Annotated in this window: 15 protein-coding genes; 9 read left to right on the top strand and 6 right to left on the bottom strand. The window is 58.1% G+C overall.

Annotation, left to right across the window (positions count from 1 at the left end):
* Positions 1 to 8 precede the first annotated feature (8 nt).
* A complete protein-coding gene (locus MN186_RS06590; protein WP_242113581.1) occupies positions 9 to 509 on the bottom strand; it encodes an Lrp/AsnC family transcriptional regulator in 501 nt (166 codons plus the stop codon).
* Positions 510 to 751: 242 nt separating this feature from the next.
* On the opposite strand from MN186_RS06590, the gene trxB reads away from it, so the two are divergent.
* Positions 752 to 1,693: a thioredoxin-disulfide reductase gene (trxB, locus tag MN186_RS06595; RefSeq protein WP_242113582.1), complete on the top strand. Its 942-nt coding sequence runs from the start codon at positions 752 to 754 to the stop codon at positions 1,691 to 1,693.
* Positions 1,694 to 1,931: 238 nt separating this feature from the next.
* A complete protein-coding gene (locus MN186_RS06600; protein ID WP_242113583.1) occupies positions 1,932 to 4,007 on the top strand; it encodes a bifunctional sulfate adenylyltransferase/adenylylsulfate kinase in 2,076 nt (691 codons plus the stop codon).
* 73 nt (positions 4,008 to 4,080) lie between these two features.
* Here MN186_RS06600 and MN186_RS06605 read toward each other — a convergent pair whose 3' ends face one another.
* Both MN186_RS06605 and MN186_RS06610 read right to left on the bottom strand, forming a co-directional pair.
* On the bottom strand, positions 4,081 to 4,320 hold the full coding sequence (locus tag MN186_RS06605) for a DUF1150 family protein (protein WP_242113584.1): 240 nt from the start codon (positions 4,318 to 4,320) through the stop codon (positions 4,081 to 4,083).
* A gap of 4 nt (positions 4,321 to 4,324) precedes the next feature.
* Positions 4,325 to 4,738, bottom strand: coding sequence for an Hsp20 family protein (locus tag MN186_RS06610; protein WP_242113585.1), 414 nt, complete (start codon positions 4,736 to 4,738; stop codon positions 4,325 to 4,327).
* Positions 4,739 to 4,907: 169 nt separating this feature from the next.
* On the opposite strand from MN186_RS06610, the gene MN186_RS06615 reads away from it, so the two are divergent.
* From MN186_RS06615 to MN186_RS06630, 4 genes are all read left to right on the top strand, one after another.
* Complete coding sequence (locus MN186_RS06615) at positions 4,908 to 5,126, top strand: YdcH family protein (protein ID WP_242113586.1); 219 nt, start codon at positions 4,908 to 4,910, stop codon at positions 5,124 to 5,126.
* Positions 5,127 to 5,180: 54 nt separating this feature from the next.
* Complete coding sequence (purE, locus tag MN186_RS06620; protein ID WP_242113587.1) at positions 5,181 to 5,669, top strand: 5-(carboxyamino)imidazole ribonucleotide mutase; 489 nt, start codon at positions 5,181 to 5,183, stop codon at positions 5,667 to 5,669.
* On the top strand, positions 5,662 to 6,738 hold the full coding sequence (locus MN186_RS06625) for a 5-(carboxyamino)imidazole ribonucleotide synthase (RefSeq protein WP_242113588.1): 1,077 nt from the start codon (positions 5,662 to 5,664) through the stop codon (positions 6,736 to 6,738). The genes purE and MN186_RS06625 overlap by 8 nt, the downstream gene beginning before the upstream one ends.
* Before the next feature lie 222 nt (positions 6,739 to 6,960).
* Positions 6,961 to 7,713 (top strand): outer membrane protein, encoded by a 753-nt coding sequence (locus MN186_RS06630; protein WP_242113589.1) that lies wholly within the window; start codon positions 6,961 to 6,963, stop codon positions 7,711 to 7,713.
* A 5-nt stretch (positions 7,714 to 7,718) separates the two neighbouring features.
* On the opposite strand, the gene MN186_RS06635 is transcribed toward MN186_RS06630, so the two are convergent.
* The 3 genes from MN186_RS06635 to MN186_RS06645 all read right to left on the bottom strand — a co-directional run bounded on the left by MN186_RS06635 (position 7,719) and on the right by MN186_RS06645 (position 9,985).
* Positions 7,719 to 8,204, bottom strand: coding sequence for a DUF2937 family protein (locus MN186_RS06635; protein ID WP_242113590.1), 486 nt, complete (start codon positions 8,202 to 8,204; stop codon positions 7,719 to 7,721).
* A 139-nt stretch (positions 8,205 to 8,343) separates the two neighbouring features.
* Positions 8,344 to 9,696 (bottom strand): proline--tRNA ligase, encoded by a 1,353-nt coding sequence (gene proS, locus MN186_RS06640; protein WP_242113591.1) that lies wholly within the window; start codon positions 9,694 to 9,696, stop codon positions 8,344 to 8,346.
* 103 nt (positions 9,697 to 9,799) lie between these two features.
* Positions 9,800 to 9,985 carry a hypothetical protein gene (locus MN186_RS06645; protein WP_242113592.1) on the bottom strand — a complete coding sequence of 62 codons (186 nt, stop codon included), beginning with the start codon at positions 9,983 to 9,985 and terminating at the stop codon, positions 9,800 to 9,802.
* Between the two features lie 171 nt (positions 9,986 to 10,156).
* On the opposite strand from MN186_RS06645, the gene MN186_RS06650 reads away from it, so the two are divergent.
* The 3 genes from MN186_RS06650 to MN186_RS06660 are packed head-to-tail and all read left to right on the top strand — an operon-like array spanning position 10,157 to position 14,165.
* Entirely contained in the window at positions 10,157 to 11,242 is a 1,086-nt protein-coding gene (locus MN186_RS06650; RefSeq protein WP_242113593.1) for an AI-2E family transporter, read from the top strand.
* Complete coding sequence (locus tag MN186_RS06655) at positions 11,242 to 11,925, top strand: HdaA/DnaA family protein (RefSeq protein WP_242113594.1); 684 nt, start codon at positions 11,242 to 11,244, stop codon at positions 11,923 to 11,925. The genes MN186_RS06650 and MN186_RS06655 overlap by 1 nt, the downstream gene beginning before the upstream one ends.
* A gap of 41 nt (positions 11,926 to 11,966) precedes the next feature.
* Entirely contained in the window at positions 11,967 to 14,165 is a 2,199-nt protein-coding gene (locus MN186_RS06660; RefSeq protein WP_242113595.1) for an RNA degradosome polyphosphate kinase, read from the top strand.
* The last annotated feature ends 21 nt before the right edge of the window (positions 14,166 to 14,186 follow it).

Below are 14,186 nucleotides of genomic sequence, written 5' to 3' on the forward strand. Positions count from 1 at the left end.
GACTACGGTCAGGGCGCTGCGTTCATCCGCGCCTCAAGCACATCGAAGGGCACGCCCGGTTCATCCTTTGCGCCGCGAATGACCAATGACGTCTTGACCGACGCCACGTTTTCGGCGGCTGTCAATTCCTCGGTCAGGAAGGTCTGAAAGGTGGACAGATCAGGCGCCACGCATTTTAGCACGAAATCTACCTCGCCGTTCAGCATGTGGCATTCGCGGACCAGTGACCAGCCTTGGCATTGAGCTTCGAACGCGGACAAATCCGCCTCGGCTTGGCTAAGAAGCCCGACCATGGCGAAAACCTGAACTTCAAACCCCAAGGCGCGCGCGTTCACATCGGCGTGGTAGCCACGGATCAGCCCTTGTTCTTCCAACGTGCGAACCCGCCGCAAACAGGGCGGCGCCGAGATTCCAACCCGCTTAGCCAGTTCGACATTGGTCATACGACCATCTGCCTGAAGCTCAGCGAGAATCATGCGATCAATCGGATCGAGTTTACTTGCGGACATTGGAAACCTTTTTCAAAGGAAGCTCTGATCCCGGCAGAGCCAGCGTTATCGATGGAAGTTGCGCAGAGATTACCGCTGGCAAATCAAATGCGCAACAATCTTTCACAGATGCGCAACTTAATTTCTTGGACGGCGGCGCTGTGCGCGTCCATGGTGCGGCAGATGGTCGGTTCAGGCGGGGTTCCAACCTGCCGCGTGGCGTCCTATATGCGGGGGAACGCTGACCGCTCAAGGAAATTCGCATGTCCGATATTCGCAACACCAAAGTCCTTATCATCGGCTCAGGCCCGGCAGGTTATACCGCCGCTGTCTATGCCAGCCGCGCCATGTTGGAGCCGATCCTTGTACAAGGCATGGAACCCGGCGGCCAGCTGACCACCACAACCGACGTCGAAAATTGGCCCGGCGAGACCGAAATTCAAGGCCCTGATCTGATGATCAACATGGAAGCCCATGCCAAAGCCGTCGGCACGGAAATCATTGGCGACCTGATCACCGATCTGGACCTGTCCGAACGCCCCTTCACGGCAACCGGCGATAGCGGCATGATCTACAAGGCCGACGCGGTCATCCTGGCCACCGGCGCGCGCGCCAAATGGCTGGGGCTGGACAGCGAAGAGAAGTTCAAGGGTTTTGGCGTTTCTGCCTGCGCCACCTGTGACGGCTTCTTCTATCGCGGACAGGAAATCATCGTCATCGGCGGTGGCAACACGGCGGTCGAGGAAGCCCTGTTCCTGACCAACTTTGCGTCTAAAGTGACGCTCATCCACCGCCGCGACGAATTGCGTGCCGAAAAGATCCTGATCGACCGACTGATGAAAAACGAAAAGATCGAACCGCTCTGGGATCACGTGTTGGAAGAGGTCGTGGGTGACGAAGACCCACTTGGCGTGACCGGCGTTCGGGTTAAGCATGTGACCACCGGCGAAATCACGGAAATCCCCGCCAAGGGCGTTTTTGTCGCCATCGGCCACGCGCCCGCGAACGAGCTGGTCAAGGACGTGCTGGAGACGCATATGGGCGGCTATGTTGTGACGAAGCCGGACTCGACCGCAACCTCGATCCCCGGCGTCTTTGCTGCTGGTGACCTGACCGATTACAAATATCGGCAGGCCGTGACGTCCGCAGGTATGGGCTGCATGGCTGCGCTGGAGGCCGAGCACTTCCTGGCCGAACAAGAATGACATCTGACACCGGCAGTGTCGATCGCCTGATTTTTTGCGGTCAGGACGTGACACTGCCGGTGTAGCCCTCCAAGCGGCCGCGATCGCCGGATCACCCATTCCGATTCCCTAAGCGCGCCCGACCGCGTTGCGGCCGGGCCACGGTTGATAAATTCCCGTCGATTCTGGTGTTTCCGCTTTGCCTTTGCGGCAATCTGTGCGATGCGTTCATCCGTGAACACACCTTGAGTCGTCAGCCATGTCGTCACCAGTGACAAAACCCAACCCGGAGGCGGAAGATCAGCTCTTCCGGCTTCTGCGCCAGCTTGATTCGGCGCCGGACGCCTCGCAGCGCGCGACGGCGGTGGCCATTGGCATCTCGCTTGGACGGTTGAATGCTTTGCTGCGAAACTGTGCCGAACGTGGGCTGATCAGGATCAGCGAACGCGCCGGACCAGACAAACGACAGCGCTTTGCCTATGCAATCACTGCACAAGGCGCGGCGGAAAAGGTGCGGCTTCGTGATAAGTTTCTTGCCCGAAAATTCGCTGAATACGACGCCCTACATGCGGAACTGACTGGCACCTCCAGCGGTCTTTCGCCCCTTAAACACAGGACACATCCAATGCAAAACAACCTCTCACCCATCCCCGAACTATATGTCTCGTACGAAAGTGCGCAGAAGCTGAAAGTTGATGCCGCTGACCTGATCAGCCATGACCTGACCCCGCGCCAGACCTGCGATCTGGAGCTTTTGATGAATGGTGGCTTCAACCCGCTAAAAGGGTTCCTTTCCGAGGAAGACTATAACGGCGTCGTCGACAACATGCGCTTGGCAGATGGCACGCTGTGGCCAATGCCGATCACGCTGGACGTGTCCGAGGATTTCGCCGCCTCAATCGATTTGGGTCAAGATATAGCCCTGCGCGATCAGGAAGGCGTTATCCTGGCGACGATGACCGTCACCGATCGCTGGGAGCCGAACAAATCCCACGAAGCTGAAAAGGTGTTCGGCGCCGATGACGACGCGCACCCGGCGGTAAACTATCTGCACAACATGGCAGGCAAGATATATCTGGGCGGGCCGATTGTCGGCATTCAACAACCCATCCATTATGATTTCCGCGGTCGTCGCGACACGCCCAACGAATTGCGCGCCTATTTCCGCAAGCTGGGCTGGCGCCGTATCGTGGCGTTCCAGACCCGCAACCCGTTGCACCGGGCGCACCAGGAACTGACCTTCCGCGCCGCAAGAGAAGCGCAGGCCAACCTGCTGATCCACCCTGTTGTGGGCATGACCAAACCGGGCGATATCGACCACTTCACCCGCGTGCGGTGTTACGAGGCCGTGCTGGACCAATACCCCGCTGCCACCACGACGATGAGCCTTCTGAACCTTGCCATGCGTATGGGCGGTCCGCGCGAAGCGGTCTGGCACGGGCTGATCCGCAAGAACCACGGCTGCACCCACTTCATCGTCGGTCGCGACCACGCTGGCCCCGGCAAGAACAGCCAGGGCGAAAATTTCTATGGCCCCTATGAAGCCCAAGACCTGTTTCGCGAACATCAGGACGAAATCGGAGTCGAAATGGTAGACTTCAAGCACATGGTTTATGTGCAGGACCGCGCCCAATACGAACCGGCGGATGAAATTCTGGATAAGGACGACGTGACGATCCTGAATATTTCGGGCACAGAATTGCGTCGCCGCTTGTCGGAAGGTCTTGAAATACCTGAATGGTTCAGCTTCCCCGCCGTTGTGGAAGAGCTGCGCAAGACCAAACCGCCGCGCGCCGAACAGGGCTTTACCGTCTTCTTCACCGGCTTTTCCGGCTCGGGCAAATCCACCATCGCCAACGCGCTGATGGTCAAGTTGATGGAAATGGGCGGACGTCCGGTGACGCTTTTGGATGGCGACATCGTACGGAAAAATCTGTCAAGCGAGCTTGGCTTCTCAAAAGAACACCGCGACCTGAACATTCGCCGCATCGGCTATGTCGCGTCTGAAATCACCAAGAACGGCGGCATCGCCATCTGCGCGCCCATCGCGCCCTATGCGACCACCCGCCGGGCAGTGCGCGAAGATGTCGAGCAATTTGGTGCTTTTGTTGAAGTGCATGTCGCCACCTCGATCGAGGAATGCGAACGCCGTGACCGCAAGGGGCTTTATAAGCTGGCGCGCGAAGGCAAGATCAAGGAATTCACCGGAATTTCCGACCCCTATGACGTGCCAAAAAACCCGGAACTCCGCGTCGAGACCGAAAACGTGGACGTCGACAACTGCGCTCATCAGGTTCTGCTAAAGCTGGAAAACATGGGCCTGATCCGGGGCTAAGACCCACCCACAAAAACGCGAAAACCCGGGGCATGTCCCCGGGTTTTTCATGTTTTCAACGAGTTGGCGCAGCTTAGTGCAGCGACACCGGCGAAAAATCATTTTCGCGCGCCAGCGTATAGGCCAGTTCGCGGTCCACGACCAACGCCAATTGCTCGCCATCTTCGCGGTGCACGGCATAAAGCGTGTCGGCCCCATCGGCTTGCGCGCGGGCTTCATCCTGAATGGCATCGGGCAGGTCGTCAATCGCGACCGGCTTGACGTAAACGATGTTCCCGATCTCGGCTTCTCCGAACGGTAATTTATAGTTCATTTGCTCACCCCTTCTTGATCTGAATGGTCTGCACGACCTTTTCGGGCTCGGCGCGCTCAAGGTCGATGTGCAACAGCCCGTTTTCCGTATGCGCGCCCTTCACATCCACGCCGTCCGCAAGCACAAAGCTTTTGACAAATTGGCGCGCTGCAATACCGCGATGCAGGAACACACGTTCATCCCTAGCGTCCGCTTGCGCCCCACGAACCACAAGCGTGGCATTTTCAACCGAGATCGACAGGTCATTATCGGCGAACCCGGCCACCGCAAGCGTGATACGATACGCACGGTCGCTGACCTGTTCGATATTGAAGGGCGGGTAGCCATCTTTGCCCGACTTCGCGGCTTGCTCGACCATGCGTTCAAGCTGTTCAAATCCCAGCAAAAAGGGATGGGTTCCCAAGTTCATCTTTGTCATCGACACGTCCTTGATAAAGCGACACGTTTCAAGGCCCCAAACCCGGCGACCTTGATGAAAATATGGGGGCTGGCGACAATGCTTGCAAGGGGCGCGTTTTCCTTGGCGTTAGCGCGGGCTTGACGCTAAGCTGCGCATGCATGTGCCAAAGAAAGAATGACCCAAGAAAATGAGCAACGCCAAAGAGATGAAGACCGAAGACGTGCTTCGCGTCGAGCTGGAGGTCTTCCGCGCCAAACACCGCGACTTGGACGATGCCATTCACGCACTGGAAGAACGCGGGCGCGCCGATCAACTGCAACTCAGGCGGCTAAAAAAGGAAAAGCTGTGCCTGAAGGACAAGATCGCGCAGATCGAGGACAAACTGACCCCCGATATCATTGCCTGATTGCATCACGGCGACAGGCCCTTATAAAGCGGGCTTCCAAGACGCGAGGTCACTATGACAGATGTGAAAGTCGGGATCATCATGGGCAGCCAATCCGACTGGCCCACGATGAAAGAAGCCGCGACCATTCTGGATGAACTGGGCATTGGCTATGAGGTCAAGATCGTTTCGGCGCATCGCACCCCGGATCGGCTTTGGAGTTACGGCAAGGCTGCCGCAGACCGTGGCCTTCATGTGATTATCGCAGGCGCAGGCGGTGCGGCGCATCTGCCCGGTATGATGGCGTCGAAAACCCGCGTGCCTGTTGTGGGCGTGCCGGTGCAAACCCGCGCACTGTCGGGCGTCGACAGCCTGTATTCCATCGTACAGATGCCCAAAGGCTTTCCAGTCGCGACGATGGCCATCGGCGCGGCGGGCGCGGCGAATGCGGGTCTTTTGGCAGCGGGCATCCTTGCGGTGTCTGATGCAGAGTTGGCAAAACGGCTGGATGCGTGGCGCGATGCCCTGTCCGCCTCTATCCCGGATGAACCGCACGATGACTGATCCCCTTACACCCGGTGCAACGATTGGCATTCTTGGGGGCGGTCAATTGGGCCGAATGCTGTCAGTCGCCGCTGCGCGCCTCGGCTTCAAGACACATATTTATGAGCCCGGAGCCAACCCACCCGCCGGGCATGTCGCCGATTGTGTGACGACTGCGGATTACAACGACACTGCGGCGCTTGAGGTATTCGCCGCTGCGGTCGACGTCATCACCTATGAATTTGAAAATATCCCAACAGCTGCGCTGGATGTGCTGGAGGGCAAACGCCCCATCCGCCCCGGACGCGAATCGTTGCGGATCAGCCAGGACCGGCTGACGGAAAAGGACTTCTTGTCCGACCTTGGGATCGCAGTTGCGCCCTATAAAAACGTCGAGGTGGTTAACGACCTGCAAGACGCAATGGCGCATGTGGGCACGCCTGCTATCCTTAAGACCCGCCGGCTTGGATATGACGGAAAAGGACAAGTCCGTATCACCGCGTCCGGTCAGGCGGAACAAGCCTTTTCCGACGTTGGCAAGGCACCTTCGGTCCTGGAAGCTTTTGTGGATTTCACGCACGAGGTCAGTGTAATCGCCGCACGCAGCTTGGGTGGTGACATCGCCTGTTTCGACCCCGGTGAAAACGTTCACAAAGATGGTATCCTTGCAACGACGACCGTGCCCGCCCGCCTGACCAGCGCCCAGCGCACCGATGCGGTTTTGTTGGCGGCAAAAATCTTGAACGCGCTGGATTATGTCGGCGTGATGGGGGTCGAGATTTTCGTTACGAAACAAGGCCTTATCGTGAACGAGATTGCTCCGCGCGTGCACAACTCGGGCCACTGGACCCAGCAGGGATGTACGGTTGACCAGTTCGAACAACACATCCGTGCGGTTGCCGGATGGCCGTTGGGTGACGGCACACGCTATGCCGATGTAGTGATGGAGAATCTGATCGGCGAAGACATAAACCGCGTGCCAGATCTTGCACAACAGGCCAATACATCGTTGCATCTTTACGGCAAGGTCGAGGTCAAGCCGGGTCGCAAGATGGGGCATGCAAACCGCGTCACCTCGGTCTTGAAATAGCAGTTTTACGCTATTGCTCAGTCAAGCCACCGCTTGCCCTTCCACCACTCAATATTGAAATATTGCAAATTCAACCTGCCAAGCCCGTCTTGCGATACAGCCCACTTCACCCCACCAGACCAAACGCCGCGCCCGTCCTTGTCAGGCAGTGATGTGCCGACACAAAATCTGTGCTTGAAAACAGTTTCGTCCGCAAAGTTTTGTGGATACACAAAGGACATAATGACTATTTTTATTCTGTGGATCGGTATCTTGTCCCATTTAAGCCCCCGCAAACTCGCCATTTGTCTGCCCCTAATCATGTCGTCGCAACCGGCCCTTGCCGGAAGCCTGTCCGACCCGATCATCGACACCCCCGTCGAATTGACCCTTGATAACGCTCGTCCTTATTGGGAGGGCGCTTATGTCGGTGGCACGCTAGGCTATAACTTCAGCGGAGGCGATCGGATCGGCGTCACCCAACCCACAGGTGGACGCGCGGCCTTGGGCAACTATGACATCGAAGGCTGGACGGGCAGTTTGCGCGCTGGCTATCGCTGGCAATTTGATCAATGGGTGTTCGGCCCCGAAATCGCGGTCGAGGGCGGCCAGGTCAAAGACACGTTTTCCAACGGCGGCTATCAAGGCACAACGCGTTTGAACCATGCGCTATCTTTGCGGCTGAAGGCCGGGTATGTCTGGCCGGTTCTGAACTCGATTTTCTTTGGCACGGTCGGGGTTTCGCGTGGGGATTTTGACTATAGCGTGACCGGATCAGGCTCTGCCGGTCCCATCGCGATTAATGATAACTATGCCACCACTGGTTATGTTCTGGGTTTGGGGATCGAACAGCCGTTGACCAAGCGTCTGTCGGTGACTGGCGAATATGAATACGTCAATTACGGCAAAGACACACTGTTTGACGGGCTGGGTAACAGCACGTTGGCGACTCCGTTGTTTCATTCGGTCAAGGTCGGGCTGAACCTGCGGTTCTAGGCGCCTCAGGCAGCGCGACGAAACGGACGCAGAAGCGCGCCCAGAAGCAGCGAAACCAGAAGCCAGCCGCTGACGAAGCCGATGCCGGCACATAAAAGACCATCCGCTGTCATGGGAATGGCCGGGCGAAAATCGTCCCAAGTGCGTTTGACAATATCAGTGTCGCGGAAGTGCCAGACTTTCGCCAGCCGGGCCAACGGTTCAGTTCCTTTCAGGGCGGTGTAGGCGGTATCCAACCGCTCGTACCGAATGAAATTGGTTTTCATCTGGTCGCGCAGCCGGTCCTGAAAATTCGTGCCACCCATGTTTTGTAAGGCTTCTTCGCGAGTATATCCGGCGGCTTGAGCGGTCAGATCAAACCCTGCGGTGACGATCTTCAGCTCAGACCGCGCACCGGAAAGCCGCTGCATGTATTGCTGGGAAAACTCGGGGAACTGGCTGAACACCACCGCGCCACAAAGTCCGCCGACCATCGCCAATGTCCGGATCATGACTGTCACCTGCTCATATTTATTCTTGACAAGCAGCCTTCCAAACAGGGGTGATCAGGTCAAGGGAAACCAACAGGACAGCCGGAAACGAAAACGGCGCGCCTGGACGATCGCGCCATTTGAACCTTACCAGACGCGTTCACAGCCCGCGCACATGGTGCGGTTTGAAAATTTCCACCACTTTGGCAACGGCAGCTTCTGGCGTCAGTTCTTCGTTTTCACCGGTCCGGCGGCAGGTCAGTTCGACCACACCGTTTTTAAGCCCGCGCGGCCCCACGGTAATGCGCCACGGCAACCCGATCAGGTCCATGGTCGCAAACTTGCCGCCCGCACGTTCGTTACGGTCGTCGTACAGCGGTTCCAACCCCGCATTGGTCAACTGGTCATACAGCGCCTCGCACGCTGCGTCAGCCTCTTCGTCGCCCTGTTTAAGATTGACAATCCCACAGTGGAACGGCGTCACGCCTTCGGGCCAGATGATGCCCTTGTCGTCATGGCTGGCTTCGATGATCGCACCCAGCAGGCGGCTGACGCCGATGCCGTGCGACCCCATATGGACGGACACCTGTTTTTGATCCTTGTCGACCACGGTCGCGCCCAGCTTGTCGGAATAGGTTGTGCCAAAATAGAAGATTTGTCCCACTTCTATCCCGCGTGCGATACGGCGGCGGTCTTCTGGCACCTCATCGAACGCTTCGGCGTCATGGGTTTCGTCTGTGCGGGCATAGCGGGCGGTGAATTCGTCCATCACGCCCTGACATTGTGCCACATTGTCATAATCAATATCGCGATCGCCGAAAGTCAGGTCGGTGACTTCGCTATCATAGAAGACCTCACTTTCACCGGTTTCGGCCAGCACGAGGAATTCGTGGGTATAATCGCCTCCAATGGGACCCGAGTCCGCGCGCATCGGGATCGCTTGCAGCCCCATACGCTCATAGGTGCGCAGATAGCTGACCAAATGGCGGTTATAGGCGTGCAGCGCGTCCTCTTTCGTCAGGTCAAAATTATAGCCGTCCTTCATGTAGAATTCGCGGCCCCGCATCACGCCGAAGCGCGGGCGGATTTCGTCGCGGAACTTCCACTGGATTTGATACAGCGTCAGCGGCAGGTCTTTGTAGGAATTCACATGCGCGCGGAAGATGTCTGTCACCATCTCTTCCGCGGTGGGCGAAAACAACATGTCGCGGCCATGCCGGTCCTGCATCCGCAGCATTTCCTCGCCATAGCCATCGTAACGATTGCTTTCGCGCCACAGATCCGCGGATTGAATGGTCGGCATCTGCATCGGGATATGCCCCGCCCGCATCTGTTCCTCGTGTACGATATTCTCGATCTTGCGCAAGACCTTGAAGCCGAGCGGAAGCCAGGAATAGATACCGGCAGATTGCTGTTTGATCATGCCGGCACGCAGCATGTAGCGGTGCGAGACGATCTGCGCCTCGGACGGGGTTTCTTTCAGCACGGGCAGAAAATAGCGGGACAGGCGCATGTGGACCTCTGATCAATCGCGAAAACGTCCCTAGCGGTCTATGCCATCATGACGCGCGGGGCAATCAGGCAATAACCGGACGTGCCCCATTAACATGCGGGGGCTAGATCGAGCCACCAACACCGATAGTCAGTTTGGTTTCGGTATGTGGTTTGACCGCGCCATCCTTATAGACGACGCCCACCCCGGCCTCACCGGAATAGGTGACGCCTGTCTGTTGCGGCGGTCGATCGTGGCCGGTGCATCCGGCCAGCACGGCACAGACAAGGCTGATCGCAATGATACGCATTTGATGCTCCTTTCAGGCGCCGGATAAGGCCCAGCTCCGCTATCATCCACTCCGCAGCCTGCAGGGACAAGCCGAAAATTTCGCCAAAACCCAAGGACGGCCACATTCACCACGCCCTTGAAAAATGAAGGAACTTGCGCAACATAGGAACCTGCACCAGCAGGAGCGCGCATGTCCCTACCCATTTCGACGCAAGTAAAATACTGGTCCATCTCTATCGCCTTACTGGCGCTGGTTCTATGGTATCTGGGCGATGCGATCATGCCCTTCATCTTGGGCGGTGCGATTGCCTATTTCCTTGACCCAATCGCGGACCGTATTGAAAAATTAGGGCTTTCGCGTGTTTTTGCGACCATCATCATCTCGGTCCTGATGCTTTTGATCTTTACCATCGGCGTCTTGCTGGTGGTGCCGACCCTTGTGTCGCAAGCCGCCGATCTGGCGGACGCCGTGCCCGGCCTGTTACGGCGGCTGCAAGGCTTCCTGACCGAGCGGTTTCCGGCGTTGATCGACCAGGATTCGACCCTGCGTCAATCGCTTGAAAGTATTGGCAAGACGATCCAGGAACGCGGAGGAGAGTTGGTCGGAACCGTTCTCAGTTCGGCGATGGGGGTGTTTAACGTCGTGATCTTGCTGGTCGTGACGCCGGTCGTGGCGTTTTATATGCTGCTGGATTGGGACCAGATGGTGGCCAAGATCGACAACCTGCTGCCGCTCGACCACCGCCCTGCCATTCGCCAGATCGCCTCGGATATTGACCACACGCTGGCCAGCTTCGTGCGTGGGCAAGGCACGGTCTGCCTTGTGCTTGGCACCTATTACGCCGTTTCGCTGATGCTGGTCGGGCTGCAATTCGGGCTGGTCATCGGGTTCATTGCCGGGCTGATCACCTTCATCCCCTATGTCGGTGCAATCGTGGGCGGCGCGCTGGCGATCGGCCTTGGCCTGTTCCAGTTCTGGGGCGAATGGTGGAGCTTGGGCGCCGTCGCCGGTATTTTCTTTTTCGGCCAGTTCTTCGAAGGTAACATCCTGACGCCGAACCTGGTGGGAAGCTCGGTCGGGTTGCACCCGGTCTGGCTGATGCTGGCCTTGTCGGTCTTTGGCTATCTGTTTGGCTTCGTGGGCATGTTGGTGGCGGTTCCCGTGGCCGCCGCAATCGGCGTGGTCGCCCGGTTCTTCATTGGAAAGTACCAAGAGGGGCGGCTTTATAAAGGGCTGACCAGTCAATCATTGGCTGATAAAAGCGACGCCGACTGATGGCAGAACAACTGACATTCGATCTGCCCGCCCACGCGGCGCAGGGACTGGATGATTTTTTGGTCACGCCATCGAATGCCGCCGCGATGGGCGCGGTTGAAGGCTGGCAGGACTGGCCCAACCGCAAGCTGGTTCTTGTGGGCACCGAAGGCACGGGAAAAACTCATCTAACCCATGTCTGGGCCAGCCTGTCCGGCGCCCGGATCATCGATGCTGCAGCCCTTGCCGACGCGGACATCCAAAGCTTCGCAGGCCAATGCGTCGCGGTCGAGGACGCAGAGCACATCGCAGGTCACGCCAGCGCCGAGGCCGCGTTGTTTCACCTGCACAATCTGGTGCTGGCCGAAGGCGGCGCGCTCTTGGTCACGGCACACTCTGCCCCCTCGCGCTGGGGCATCTCGCTGCCGGACCTGAAAAGCCGGTTGGAGGGCACAACGCTGGCCCGGCTGGACGCCCCCGACGACATGCTGCTGTCGGCCGTGCTGGTCAAACTGTTCGACGACCGCCAGATCGCAGCACCTGCCAACCTGATCGACTATCTGTTGCCGCGCATGGACAGATCACTTGCGGCAGCAGCGCGCCTGGTCGACCAACTGGACCGCGCGGCACTATCTCAAGGCCGCCGTTTGACGCGCACGCTCGCCGCACGGGTGTTGGATAACAGTGCCGGGTCAGGGACATAACGCCACCTTCCCGTCACGCGCAGACGTGGTAAGATAGTGTCATGAACAAAAGCGACACACCCCATATCCCGCTTGCCGATTTTCTGGCGTCAGATTTCCCTGCAGCTCAGGACCTTCCCGCCGAAAGTTTCGCCGGCCCGAAACGGTTTTTCAATCGCGAGCTTAGCTGGCTTGGCTTCAACTGGCGCGTTCTGGAGGAAGCCGAAAACTCTCGTGTACCTTTACTCGAACGGCTGCGGTTTCTGTCAATCTCGGCTGCCAACTTGGACGAATTTTATACTGTCCGCGTCGCGGGCCTGCGCGAACTGGTGCGGGAAGACGTGACCACCCCTGCCGCCGACGGCCTAAGCCCGAGCGAGCAGTTAAAGCTGATCAACTCGGACGCCCGTGCGCTGATGACCCATCAGCAAAACGTGTTTGAGCGGCTGGCGACCGAAATGCAGGACGAAGGCATCACCATTTGCCGCCGGGACGACCTGTCCGACGATGATCGCACACGGCTGGACCAGGTATTTCTGAGCCAGGTATTCCCCGTGTTGTCCCCTTTGGCGATTGACCCGGCCCACCCGTTTCCGTTCATCCCCAACACCGGCTACACACTGGCGCTGCAGCTGGAACGCAAATCTGACAAGCAGAAACTGACCGCTCTTCTGCCCATTCCGCAGCAGATCGACCGCTTCGTACCCCTGCCCGCCGCCGACGGTCAGTTCCGCTTTCTGCCGCTTGAGGATCTGTTGCTGGAAAATCTGGGGTCGCTCTTCCCCGGATATGTTGAAAAAGGAAGCTGCGCCTTCCGCATTCTGCGCGACAGCGATCTTGAGGTTGAGGACGAAGCCGAAGACCTTGTCCGCGAATTTGAAACCGCCCTGAAACGTCGTCGCCGTGGCGAGGTCGTGCGTATGAAAATCACAAAAAGCGCCCCGCGCGGCCTGTTGTCGGTGATCATGCGCGAATTGCGGGTCTCGGACGATGAAATCGTCGAAATCGAAGGCATGATCGGCATGGCCGATCTTGACCAGCTTGTTCTGAAAGACCGGCCCGATCTTCTGTGGCCCAATTTCTCGCCGCGTGTCCCGGAACGTGTGCAGGACCATGACGGCGATATGTTCGCCGCCATCCGGCAGAAGGATATGCTGCTGCACCATCCCTATGAGACATTCGATATGGTGGTCCGCTTCCTGCATCAGGCAGCACGCGATCCGAATGTGGTGGCGATCAAGCAGACGCTCTATCGAACCTCGCATGACAGTCCCATCGTCACCGCCCTGTGCGAAGCCGCCGAAGACGGCAAATCCGTCACCGCGCTGGTCGAACTGAAGGCGCGCTTTGACGAAGCCGCAAATATCCGCCAATCCCGCCGGTTAGAGCGCGCAGGTGCGCACGTCGTTTATGGTTTCATCAACTACAAGACCCACGCCAAAATTTCGACCGTGGTGCGACGTGAGGGGGACGAGCTGGTGACCTATACCCATTACGGCACTGGCAATTACCACCCGATCACCGCGCGCATATACACCGACCTCAGCCTGTTCACCTGCGACCCTGCCCTTGGGCGCGACGCGACGCGGGTGTTCAATTATCTATCGGGCTATGCCGAACCGCAATCGCTGGAAAACCTCGCCATCTCTCCTCTCGATCTAAAATCCACGCTGCTCGCACGCATTCAAACCGAGGTCGACTTCGCCGCCAAGGGCAAACCAGCCGAGATCTGGGCAAAAATGAATTCACTGGTCGAACCCGATGTGATTGACGCCCTGTATGCCGCCAGCCAGGCAGGCGTAAAAATCAGCCTTGTCGTGCGCGGCATTTGCGGGCTGCGCCCCGGTATCAAGGGCCTGTCAGAGAACATCCGGGTCAAATCCATCGTCGGCCGCTTTCTGGAGCATTCGCGCATCGTGTGTTTTGGCAACGGGCACGGCCTGCCATCGAAGAAGGCACGGGTTTATATGTCGTCGGCCGACTGGATGGGACGCAACCTGAACCGGCGGGTCGAAACGCTGGTTGAAATCCAGAACGCCACCGTCAAGGCCCAGATCGTCAGCCAGATCATGGCGGCAAACCTTGCGGATGTCGCCCAAAGCTGGGTCATGCAGGCCGACGGTGATTTCAAACGGGCCGATTTCAGCACCGTTGAACGACCATTCAATTGTCACCGGTTCTTCATGGAAAACCCGTCCCTGTCGGGCCGAGGTTCAGCGGGGGCATCTGACGTGCCTGAATTGACACACTCGCAAGATTGATCACGACCAGTCGCGCGGCTA

The organism is Aliiroseovarius sediminis, from assembly GCF_022678485.1.
GTDB classification, from domain to species: Bacteria; Pseudomonadota; Alphaproteobacteria; order Rhodobacterales; family Rhodobacteraceae; genus Aliiroseovarius; species Aliiroseovarius sediminis.

Bases quoted from the DNA above. Each gene is read 5' to 3' on its own strand.
- MN186_RS06605 (WP_242113584.1), bottom strand. From the start codon at position 4,320: ATGAACTATAAATTACCGTTCGGAGAAGCCGAGATCGGGAACATCGTT.
- MN186_RS06615 (WP_242113586.1), top strand. From the start codon at position 4,908: ATGAGCAACGCCAAAGAGATGAAGACCGAAGACGTGCTTCGCGTCGAG.
- MN186_RS06650 (WP_242113593.1), top strand. From the start codon at position 10,157: ATGTCCCTACCCATTTCGACGCAAGTAAAATACTGGTCCATCTCTATC.
- MN186_RS06630 (WP_242113589.1), top strand. From the start codon at position 6,961: ATGACTATTTTTATTCTGTGGATCGGTATCTTGTCCCATTTAAGCCCC.
- MN186_RS06635 (WP_242113590.1), bottom strand. From the start codon at position 8,204: ATGATCCGGACATTGGCGATGGTCGGCGGACTTTGTGGCGCGGTGGTG.
- MN186_RS06645 (WP_242113592.1), bottom strand. From the start codon at position 9,985: ATGCGTATCATTGCGATCAGCCTTGTCTGTGCCGTGCTGGCCGGATGC.
- MN186_RS06610 (WP_242113585.1), bottom strand. From the start codon at position 4,738: ATGACAAAGATGAACTTGGGAACCCATCCCTTTTTGCTGGGATTTGAA.
- MN186_RS06660 (WP_242113595.1), top strand. From the start codon at position 11,967: ATGAACAAAAGCGACACACCCCATATCCCGCTTGCCGATTTTCTGGCG.
- MN186_RS06655 (WP_242113594.1), top strand. From the start codon at position 11,242: ATGGCAGAACAACTGACATTCGATCTGCCCGCCCACGCGGCGCAGGGA.
- MN186_RS06600 (WP_242113583.1), top strand. From the start codon at position 1,932: ATGTCGTCACCAGTGACAAAACCCAACCCGGAGGCGGAAGATCAGCTC.
- trxB (WP_242113582.1), top strand. From the start codon at position 752: ATGTCCGATATTCGCAACACCAAAGTCCTTATCATCGGCTCAGGCCCG.
- MN186_RS06590 (WP_242113581.1), bottom strand. From the start codon at position 509: ATGTCCGCAAGTAAACTCGATCCGATTGATCGCATGATTCTCGCTGAG.
- proS (WP_242113591.1), bottom strand. From the start codon at position 9,696: ATGCGCCTGTCCCGCTATTTTCTGCCCGTGCTGAAAGAAACCCCGTCC.
- purE (WP_242113587.1), top strand. From the start codon at position 5,181: ATGACAGATGTGAAAGTCGGGATCATCATGGGCAGCCAATCCGACTGG.
- MN186_RS06625 (WP_242113588.1), top strand. From the start codon at position 5,662: ATGACTGATCCCCTTACACCCGGTGCAACGATTGGCATTCTTGGGGGC.